Origin of the sequence: Methanospirillum sp. (assembly GCF_028679455.1) — an archaeon.
In the GTDB taxonomy this organism is placed as follows: Archaea; Halobacteriota; Methanomicrobia; order Methanomicrobiales; family Methanospirillaceae; genus Methanospirillum.
The window spans coordinates 1-10,144 of record NZ_JAJRBM010000102.1 but is presented as its reverse complement, the minus strand read 5'-3'; the positions used below and the strand labels follow the sequence as shown (position 1 = coordinate 10,144).

At 46.2% G+C, this 10,144-nt stretch carries 7 protein-coding genes; 5 read left to right on the top strand and 2 right to left on the bottom strand.

Annotated elements, in window-relative coordinates:
* On the top strand, positions 1-452 hold a 452-nt coding region (locus LUQ50_RS03335; RefSeq protein WP_300036166.1), incomplete at its 5' end, for an SPASM domain-containing protein.
* A gap of 10 nt (positions 453-462) precedes the next feature.
* Here LUQ50_RS03335 and LUQ50_RS03330 read toward each other — a convergent pair.
* Both LUQ50_RS03330 and LUQ50_RS03325 read right to left on the bottom strand, forming a co-directional pair.
* A complete protein-coding gene (locus LUQ50_RS03330; RefSeq protein WP_300036163.1) occupies positions 463-1,926 on the bottom strand; it encodes a catalase in 1,464 nt (487 codons plus the stop codon).
* Positions 1,927-2,322: 396 nt separating this feature from the next.
* On the bottom strand, positions 2,323-4,248 hold the full coding sequence (locus LUQ50_RS03325) for a molybdopterin biosynthesis protein (RefSeq protein WP_300036160.1): 1,926 nt from the start codon (positions 4,246-4,248) through the stop codon (positions 2,323-2,325).
* A gap of 1,705 nt (positions 4,249-5,953) precedes the next feature.
* Between LUQ50_RS03325 and fdhF the strand changes: the two genes are divergently transcribed.
* The 4 genes from fdhF to LUQ50_RS03305 form a co-directional block, all read left to right on the top strand.
* A complete protein-coding gene (gene fdhF / locus LUQ50_RS03320) occupies positions 5,954-8,014 on the top strand; it encodes a formate dehydrogenase subunit alpha (RefSeq protein WP_300036157.1) in 2,061 nt (686 codons plus the stop codon).
* Between the two features lie 2 nt (positions 8,015-8,016).
* Complete coding sequence (locus LUQ50_RS03315; protein ID WP_300036154.1) at positions 8,017-9,171, top strand: Coenzyme F420 hydrogenase/dehydrogenase, beta subunit C-terminal domain; 1,155 nt, start codon at positions 8,017-8,019, stop codon at positions 9,169-9,171.
* A gap of 37 nt (positions 9,172-9,208) precedes the next feature.
* On the top strand, positions 9,209-9,664 hold the full coding sequence (locus LUQ50_RS03310; RefSeq protein WP_300036151.1) for a ferritin family protein: 456 nt from the start codon (positions 9,209-9,211) through the stop codon (positions 9,662-9,664).
* 234 nt (positions 9,665-9,898) lie between these two features.
* The coding region (locus LUQ50_RS03305; protein ID WP_300036148.1) for a cation:proton antiporter at positions 9,899-10,144 on the top strand (246 nt) is incomplete at its 3' end.

The window sequence follows — 10,144 nt, the reverse complement described above, 5'->3', positions numbered from 1 at the left end:
AGCAGTATGCAAAAAAGACAGATCCCTTGGTTATGGAATTTCTCACGGTAGACGGACCACAGGATGCTGTTGACCTGCTTCAGTGGATGGAGCAGGAAGGTTCAGAAGATCTTCCTGAAGCAAGAAATTTGGTTTCTTCAATGAAAGGGGGGTGCAGTGCAGGAATCAGGGTTGCGAATATTACTCCTTCCGGAGATGTTTACCCCTGCCAGTTTGCCCAGATGCCCGAGTTTCATATTGGTTCAATCCGGGAAAAACAATTTTCAGAGATATGGAACGACCCGGAGAACCCGATCCTCCGTCAGTTCAGAAATAAATCCAAGCAGCTGACCGGAAAATGTGGGGGATGTTCGTACCTCGATCTCTGCGGAGGAGGGTGCCGGGTACGGGCATTCCGCCAGACTGGAGATTTTACTGCCGAAGATCCATTCTGTTTTATCAGAACAGGATGAACCAGTTACCTTATTTTTGGATTTTATCCAGGGAGATGCCAAGGGCATCTGCCACACCCTTGCCATAAGCCGGGTCAGCCTGCAGGCAGTTTCTAATGTGGCGAATCTTGATAAACTCTGGTGCATCCCCCATCGCACGGGCAGTATTCTCAAATAAAACCTGCTGCTGGGCCGGGCTCATCAGGCGGAAGAGTTTTCCCGGCTGAGTGTAATAGTCAGAATCATCCTCACGGAAGTTCCATGCTCCTGCGGCTCCGGACAATTCCAACATCGGATCTTTGTATTCTGGTTGTTCCTGCCATTCGCCAAAACTGTTTGGCTCGTACCCTACCGCGGAACCTGCATTCCCGTCTACCCGCATCTGTCCGTCGCGGTGGGAGGGATTTGCAGGTGCATTTTTTGGACGATTGACCGGGATCTGATGATGGTTAACTCCCAGACGGTATCGATGAGCATCCCCATAGGAAAACAGCCGGCCCTGTAACATTTTATCAGGCGAAAAACTGATTCCCGGCACCACTGCTGCCGGGTTGAATGCTGCCTGCTCCACATCCTGGAAATAGTTGTCAGGGTTACGGTTGAGTTCAAGCACGCCAACTTCAATCAGGGGATATTCTCCTTTATACCATACCTTGGTCAGATCAAATGGATTATATGGCATCTTTTTTGCCTGTTCTTCGGTCATGACCTGGATAAACATGTTCCAACGTGGGTAGTCACCTTTATCGATACTCTCAAGGAGATCCCGTTGGTGACTCTCCCGATCCCTGGCAACTATTGCTTCAGCCTCCTCATCGGTCAGGTTTTTTATTCCCTGTTGTGATACCATATGGAATTTAACCCAGACCCGTTCGTTTTTTGCATTGATCATGCTGTATGCATGACTGCCGAATCCATGCATATGTCGGTACGTAGCAGGAATTCCCCGGTCACTCATGACAATGGTAACCTGGTGAAGTGCCTCCGGAAGTGATGTCCAAAAATCCCAATTGTTAGTTGCTGAACGCATATTTGTACGGGGATCCCGTTTTACTGCCCGGTTTAGATCAGGAAATTTGTGGGGATCACGGAGGAAGAAGACCGGGGTGTTATTGCCAACCAGATCCCAGTTTCCTTCTTCGGTATAATATTTCATGGCAAATCCACGGATGTCTCGTTCGGCATCTGCGGCTCCGCGTTCTCCGGCTACCGTTGAAAAACGAACAAATGCTTCGGTCTGCTTCCCGATCTTTGAAAAAATCTTTGCCTTGGTGTACCTGGTGATGTCATGGGTGACGGTGAACGTGCCAAATGCACCAGAGCCCTTTGCGTGCATTCGTCGTTCCGGAATTACTTCCCGGTCAAAGTGTGCAAGTTTTTCCAGGTACCAGACATCCTGCAGAAGCATGGGGCCACGTGGACCTGCCGTCATGGCATTCTGATTGTCCGGTACCGGTGCACCGGCAGCGGTAGTAAGTTTCTTTTTTTCTCCCATTTCTGTTCCTCCTCCACTCCTGTATCAGGGGGTAAGATAGTTCAGTCTCGCTGTAAAGAAATAGATAGTTTTCCCTTTTGGATTCAGTCTATTATCGAGGCCTGGGAGTATTTTCCTGATATTCATCGGCTCTTTGAAAATGGAGAGATTGTGAAGTTGTCCATTCTGATGGGAATGCACCAGAGGTCAATGTGTTAATCAAATTTCAGTAAAATCCGGTATTGGCCTAATTTATTACCTGGACATGATGGCAATAATATTGTTGATTTAGAATATCTCAACGTTCCCCATTATTAGATTCTTCCTTATTTTGCAATGATGGAAGAGCAGGAACTCGTTACCAGGGCGGAATGGGAATTATAACAACGAAAGCAGGAACGGATCGGATGATCAGGATCATGAAAGAGAAGTATCTGTATTAAGAGAACTCCTGCCTCTTTTTTTCGGATTCAACTTCCGAATTGTCCCGGTGTGTTCTATCTCATACCCGCCAAGATGAATAAGGACATTCTTGTATTTTTGAGAGGCTATCATTTCGGCTATTGCTTTGATACGAGCATCTTTTTCAAACATCTGTTTTGTGGTAACGAGTTCATATCGTTCAGAACTTACCGGAATGAATGGGAGTGAGAATGCCCGGGCAGCACCATAGGTAGTCATTCCGAGATCTGCATCTCCGTTCTGCACCGCGAGACAGACCCCTAGATGGGTGGTCACCTCCTGATCGTATCCGGGGACACGTTTTGGAGCAATATTATTCGTTTTGAGGAGATGATCCAAGAGCATCCGGGTTCCGGATCCCTTCTGACGGTTAATAAACCGATGACTGGTGATATCATCAAATCCCAGAATATCCCGGGAGACTATGCCTTGAACACGTTCTCCGATACAAATCAGGATAAGGTCACCTTCAGGGTAAAACTTCTGCAGATACGGAATGTTATACTCACCATTCGCAGAAAGAAGATGCATCGGAGCAAGATGACAATATCCTCCTTTCAGGCTTGATAATCCCCCCATACTTCCAACATGGGATGACGAGATCAGAATACCATCTTCCCGAACCAGATCGGCAAGATAATCAAGAGAGGGATCATGACTGCCAGTGATGAGTACAACCTGCTCTGCAATACTTTTTTGAACTGTAAGGGAAGCAGTCGTCGTCGTTCCGATCTCAAGTATGTCCTGATCTGCCGGTATCTTCAGGTACGCATTCGCTCTGACCAGACTCATCTGAATGCCTGATCCCCGGGAAAGAGGTACCGCCACCCAGTGATCCTGAATTTTCCCAACTGTTGTAAGAACAAATTCATCAGTACCTATCGAGGATTGGACCACACTTGAACTTTCTACCGGGATAACCTCGGGTGCAGGAACAGGAAATCCATACCACCCAAGAAGTGGCATGACAATCTCACGCAGTACGGTATGACAGGCTATCGGATAACCGGGCATGCCTATAACCGGTTTGCTCTTGACTTCGCCAATAATTACCGGTTTTGCGGGTTTTATTGCCACACCATGGACAATAACCGTTCCAAGATCGGCTATGATCTGTGCGGTGTAATCTTTCGTCCCTTTGGAAGAACCTCCGGAGATGAGAACAATATCATGATTCCCTGCCGCCCGTTCAACCGTAGCTCTTATTATATCCTGATCATCGGGTACTACCGGGAAATGAGTTACCTTTGCTCCGGCAGCGGTGATGAGAGAAGCAACCATATGCATATTACTCTCAATAACCTCTCCGGGAACAGGCATCGATCCTACCGGAATAATCTCACTACCTGTCGGAATGAGAGCGACCTTCAGATCAAGAACCGGTACGGCAGTGATTCCATAACTTGCCATTGCCCCGACATCTGTTTCCCGAATCCTGCTGAGACGGGGAAGGATCATCTCGGTTTCTGCAATATCTTCACCAACCGGACGGATGTGCTGCCATGGATGGACAGATGAGCGGATAAGAAACCCACCATCCTGCTCCTGCACATCCTCAATCATAATGACCGCATCATAACCGGCAGGAACAATATTTCCGGTATTAACACGCTCAAAATCGGTCAGGATTATCGGATGTTGATCGGTTGCTTTTTTAGTCTCCCTGGATTTTACGGCTATCCCATCCATGGCTGACAGATGAGCCGCAGGTACCGACAGGGGGGAGATTATCGCTTCTGCAGTAATCCGGCCATACGACTTCTGCACCGGGATTCTGGTGATCCGGGGAGTGCATGAGAAACGTTCATGCATCTGGTGCAATGCATCAGATAATGGTGTTAAGTTGAGATTAAGTGGCGTTCTTTTCCTTTTTGTCACCATAGGATTACCTCAGCAGTATCCCGGTTTCAGATCCCTTCAGGCTCAGGAGTTCTGATACCCCGGCCCGCTTTATCAACGGGGATGAGAGATGGGATTTGGATCATGTGCAATATCCTGACTGATACGCAGGAATGGTGATCCTCAAACGGTAATATTGGAACTTTGTTCGTAGTGACTCCGCATTTTTTTATCATTTGTAATGTGTCAGCACAGGAAATTTCGGGGGGATTTTTTTCGGTTTTAAACAATGATCGGATCTGTTTTTGTTCATATGCATCGCGTATATTGTACAGCGAATATAGTATTATCAACTTCTCAGGAGAGATGCCCTTAAGATCGAATAAAATTATTAATCTCTCATATAGTTTACCAATTTAGATCAATATATTTATCAATTATCACCAAAAATCACCAAAGTATGGCATCTGGAAAACCAGGTAACCAGTCAGACAGGAAATCACTCATTCGGTATTGGCCCACTCCGGATATGGCTGACCTTTATCCTTAATTTTCGAAATTCTGTGATTATCATACATTTAATATAAAAAATTAAGTTATGTGGACTCCTAAATCGGCACGTTATTCTTTTATATGGGAGACATATCTGTGCTCACTTACGAACCAGCTGATCGTAAGAATATGTTGGGCATCGATTCACCGAGAATCCTGATCTTTCCCGAGGTCAGTTACGTAACAAGCGGAAAATCTCAGAGGGGATTTATACTTATCTCCTCTTCTTATGGCATATTGCCTAAATCAATGTAATAGCAAAGACGCATACGATATTAGCATCAGCTATAGCAGTTGATTTCGTATTGTTATTTTTCCCTCAATTTTCACTCTGGTGGAAATGAGCGTGTCAATATAATATGTTTGTCATGTCCTGCATTAACAATGCATTGCATTACTTTTCCCCTATTTCTTAAATACGAAAAATTTATCGTTCCCTGCATTGATTTTCCTTCAGGCTCAACGTATGTTCACTTCATAACGTATCATTTTAGAGATCATCATAATTGTTGTGCAGGTTTTTTACCAGCCAACATAATCGCCTAATTATGATGTCATCCACTGCAGATAGGCAACAACGGGAAGTTTCCTTCTGCTTTCAAATGAACTATGAAGAGACATAGTGTGAGCTCAAGGTGTATTCCACCTTAACCGCTTGAACAACAACTCGGGAGATTTTGATGACAGAAGAGATGAACGGATAGAAACATACCAGGAAATTGGACACGAGCCTGGGCTGTTTCTTTCCGAATGAGATAGGCAACAATGGCAGATGCATGTTTACATCCATTGCAGAGAGAAACAGGAGCATACTTCTCACCGGGAGAATGGCCTGTCAGGCAGGAATCGCGCCTCTTGACAAAGCCTAATCCGGTATGCATCAGGGCATGTAAACTCCTGCACAACTCAGCACCAGATGGGGTATTATGCCATTGTCGTGTATTGTTTCTCTTCTTACGTAACGACCGTACCAGCACAAAATTTTTCGAAGGAGGTCTCCTCTTCTCAGCTGGAAGAGGAGTGCCTTTTCTTTCTGAATTATTTTTTCTGCAGAGTGAGATCTGGAATTCTTTCACCGCTTTGAAAGAATATCTGGTTATAAAAGATGCCGGGTATCCTGGCATTTTTATGCCATGTATCTCTCCGCTTTTTGTTGGTTACGCATGCTGCCTTAAGTTCGTAAGTGAGGAAAGAAATGAAGTATGTACAGACAACCTGTCCGTATTGTGGAACCGGATGTTCATTTAACTTAGTGGTAGATGAAGGAAAAGTAGCCGGGATTGCACCGTATCAGCGATCACCGGTGAACGAGGGGAAGTTATGCCCGAAAGGGACATTTGCTCATGAATTTATTAACAGTCCTGATCGTCTCACCAAGCCACTGATTAAGAAAGCAGGGATGTTTGTTGAGGCATCCTGGGATGAGGCACTCACGCTCATCGCTGAAAAGTTCAAGTCATACAAACCTGATGAGTGTGCCTGTCTGGCATCAGCACGGACCTCTAATGAGGATAACTATGCGATGATGAAGTTCGCCCGTGGTGTGTTCAAGACCAGACACATTGACCATTGTGCCCGTCTCTGCCATGCATCCACCGTTGCCGGTCTTGCTGCAATCTTTGGATCTGGTGCAATGACCAACTCTATTGGTGATATTGCTGAGGCTAAGTGTGTCTTTATTATTGGTTCAAACACCTTTGAGAATCACCCACTCATCGGCCGCCGTATCATGGAGGCAAAAGCGAACGGGGCTAAAATCATATATGCAGACCCCCGTCTTACTCCTACCGGAAAACAGGCTGATCTTCATCTTCAGTTCTATTCAGGAACTGATGTGTGTCTCCTGAACGGAATGATGCAGGAGATCATTACTAAGGGATGGGAAGATAAGGAATTCATAAAGAACCGGGTTACGGGTTTCGAAGACCTCAAAAAAGAGGTTATGAAGCCGGATTACAACCTTGATAAGGTCTCAAAAATTACCGGTGTTCCAGCCAATTCCATTAAGATTGCTGCGGAATGGTTTGCAAAATCCGGTGCCTCTGCTATACTCTACTCGATGGGCATCACCCAGCATACAGTTGGTGTTGACAATGTCAAGTCCTGTGGATTCATCCAGATGCTTACCGGAAACCTTGGAAGGCCTGGAACCGGGGTGAATGCACTCCGTGGACAGAACAATGTGCAGGGAGCCTGTGATATGGGGGCTCTGCCGGTTGTGTTTACCGCATATCAGAAGGTTATCGATCCGGCAGCCCACAAGAAATTTGCAGATGCATGGAAGTTTAAAGATGGGATTGCAAAGGGCGAGAACGGGTATGAAGTTACTACTCTGATGGATGTCCTGACTGAAAAGAAGGGAGAGATCAAGTGCCTGTACGTCATGGGTGAAAACCCGATGGTATCTGACCCTGATCTGACTCACGTCGAACATGCTCTCAAGTCACTTGAATTCATGGTCGTACAGGATATCTTCATGAATGAGACCTCTGCTCTTGCTGATGTTGTGCTCCCTGCCGCCTGCTATGCAGAGAAGGATGGAACACAGACCAGCACCGAACGCCGGGTCCAGATGTGGAGAAAATCTCAGAATCCACCTGGAGAGGCAAAAGGAGACTGGGAGATCATTGCATCTATTGCTGCCAGGATGGGATATGCCGAAAATTTCCCCTGGAAAACATCAGAGGACGTATTCAACGAGATGGCAGCACTCACCCCGTCCTACGCAGGGATGACTTACCAGAGACTGAATAAACCTGAAGCACTACACTGGCCGTGCCCGACCAAGGAGCACCCGGGCACACCAATTCTCCACAAGGAGAAGTTCGGGACACCTGATGGGAAAGGGATCATGTCAGGAATTCCGTTCAAATACCAAAAAGAACGCCCTGATAATGACTATCCATTTCTGCTGACCACGGGACGATGCATCTGGCAATGGCACACCGGGACAATGACCCGGAGATCGGCAAGCCTTGAACGTGAGGAACCTACCGGATGGATTGAGATCAACCCGGAGGATGCAAAAGCCCTGGGAGTCAATAACGGTGAGATGGTAAAAGTGATCAGTCGACGGGGTGAGATCAAGATTACCGCTCGTATCACTGATACTATCAAAAAAGGCGTTATGTTCATACCGTTCCACTTTATTGAATGTGCGGCTAACATGCTGACCATTAATGCTCTTGATCCAATCGCCAAGATTCCTGAGTCAAAGGCTTGTGCAGTGAAAGTTGAAAAAATTGTGGAGGCCTGAATATGGCAGCAAAAGGCGAAATGCTCTATGCATGGACTACTGACACTGCAATTGCAGCGAAGGCCGAATGTGGAGGTGCCGTTACCGCTCTGCTCAAGTATGCACTTGAAAACAAGATGGTGGATGCAGTCCTGGCGATAAAGAAGGGTCAGGATGTGTATGATGCAGTTCCCACGTATATCACTGATCCCAAAGAACTCAAAGATACGGCAGGATCACTTCATTGTGGGACCATACTTCTCTCCAAGGTTATTACAAAATATCTTAAAGGGGCGAAGAATAAGAAGATCGCGATCACGGTCAAGGGTTGCGATCTCATGGGGATTTACGAACTTGCCAAGCGAAAGGAGATTAACCTTGACAATCTGCTCCTCATCGGGGTTAACTGTGGGGGAACGGTTGCACCGGTGAAGGCACGAAAGATGATCCGGGATGTTTTCAAGGTCGATCCTGATACTGTTCATAAAGAGGAGATTGATAAAGGACAGTTTATCATCGAGTATGAGGGTGGTCACAAAGGCATTAAGATCGATGAGCTTGAAGATAACGGGCATGGAAGAAGGACCAACTGCCGTCGTTGTCTGTACAAGGTTCCACGACAGGCAGATCTTGCCTGTGGAAACTGGGGCGTCATCGGTGAAAAGGCTGGAAAAGCTACCTTCGTTGAAATTTGCAGCGATAAGGGTGCTGATCTGATCAACAAGGCAGCGAAAAGTGTTGCTATCGGAACCTGCCCGGCTGAACCTAAAGGGATCGAGATGAGAGGCAAGGTTGAGAGTGCAATGCTCAAACTCGGTGAAAAATGGCGTAAAAGAGATTTCACTGCCCTGAAAAACAATCTCTGGAGTATCATCGGGAACGAGACATCACGATGCATTAAGTGTTACTCGTGTATCGAGAACTGTCCGGTATGCTCGTCAGCAGCCGTAAAAGCCAACGGGAAGAGTTCGCTGATGGTTGACAATGGTGTGCTTCCACCAAATCCGATGTTCCATATGAGGCGGTTCGCCCATATTTCTGATTCCTGTATTAACTGCGGACAATGTGAAGAACTCTGTGCCATGGATATTCCGCTGGCACTCTTCTCACATGCCATCAGATCAGAGGTCGATGTGGCGTTTGAACCGAAACTCGGGGCATCTGCCTACAAGAACTAATTTTTTTATACGGATACAAACAAAAGGGGACAGATTCATGAAGACAGCCGATTTTAAGAAGATATTGCTCAGTGCAATCGACAAGGAAGTTGAGTCGTACACATTCTATACCGCAACTGCAGGACGGGTAAAAGACAAAGCCCTCCAAACCATCTTTAAGGAGCTTGCAGAGCAGGAGACCATGCACCGCAAGACGCTCCAGGAGTATCTTTCTGGTGCCAGGAAAGAACTCAGGTTTGATGAGGTAAAGGATTACCATATCTCTGACACAATAGAAAGTCCTGTCCTTACCACCGAGATGAAACCTCTTGATGGTCTGAAACTCGCCATCAAGAAGGAAGAAGAAGCTAAGCAGATGTATGAGAAGTTAGCAGCCGCCAGTGTTGATGATGAGCAGAAGAATATCTTCAATGAACTTGCCAAGATGGAAACCGGCCATAAAGCACGTCTTGAGGATATCTATACCAACACCGCCTTTGCAGAGGCCTGGTAATCAGATACATATCTCTATTTTTTATCGCATGGGGTATTTCCGCTCAAGTTCTCATCCCTCATTATTTCAGGTATTCCCAAGTGTCTGATTCATACATCCAGAAGTCTGGTCTGGACGAAGTGATCACCTGTTACCTGTGATTTTTTTAATCGAATTCATTTTTTCCACTGAGAACAAAGGTACTCTACAATTACAATACCAAACCCCCTAAATGGGTCTCACTTTGGAGATACTATGGAAGAGTTACTTATTTCACCCGAATTTCAGATGAGCCTTCTTCTGTTTGTTGCGCTAGCCGGATATCTGATAGCTTCGCGAATTAATCAGTCCGCAGTCATTGGTCTTATCTTCGTCGGAATTCTGGTGGGACCGAGTGCATTAGAATGGATTCAGTACACCGATTTTGTGAGTAGTCTCGCACACCTTGGAGCAGTGATCCTGCTCTTTGTGATCGGATTGGAATTTAAACTGCATGAGATT

Coding starts and splice junctions, on each gene's coding strand:
- LUQ50_RS03330 (WP_300036163.1), bottom strand. CDS start 1,926: ATGGGAGAAAAAAAGAAACTTACTACCGCTGCCGGTGCACCGGTACCG.
- LUQ50_RS03325 (WP_300036160.1), bottom strand. CDS start 4,248: ATGGTGACAAAAAGGAAAAGAACGCCACTTAATCTCAACTTAACACCA.
- fdhF (WP_300036157.1), top strand. CDS start 5,954: ATGAAGTATGTACAGACAACCTGTCCGTATTGTGGAACCGGATGTTCA.
- LUQ50_RS03315 (WP_300036154.1), top strand. CDS start 8,017: ATGGCAGCAAAAGGCGAAATGCTCTATGCATGGACTACTGACACTGCA.
- LUQ50_RS03310 (WP_300036151.1), top strand. CDS start 9,209: ATGAAGACAGCCGATTTTAAGAAGATATTGCTCAGTGCAATCGACAAG.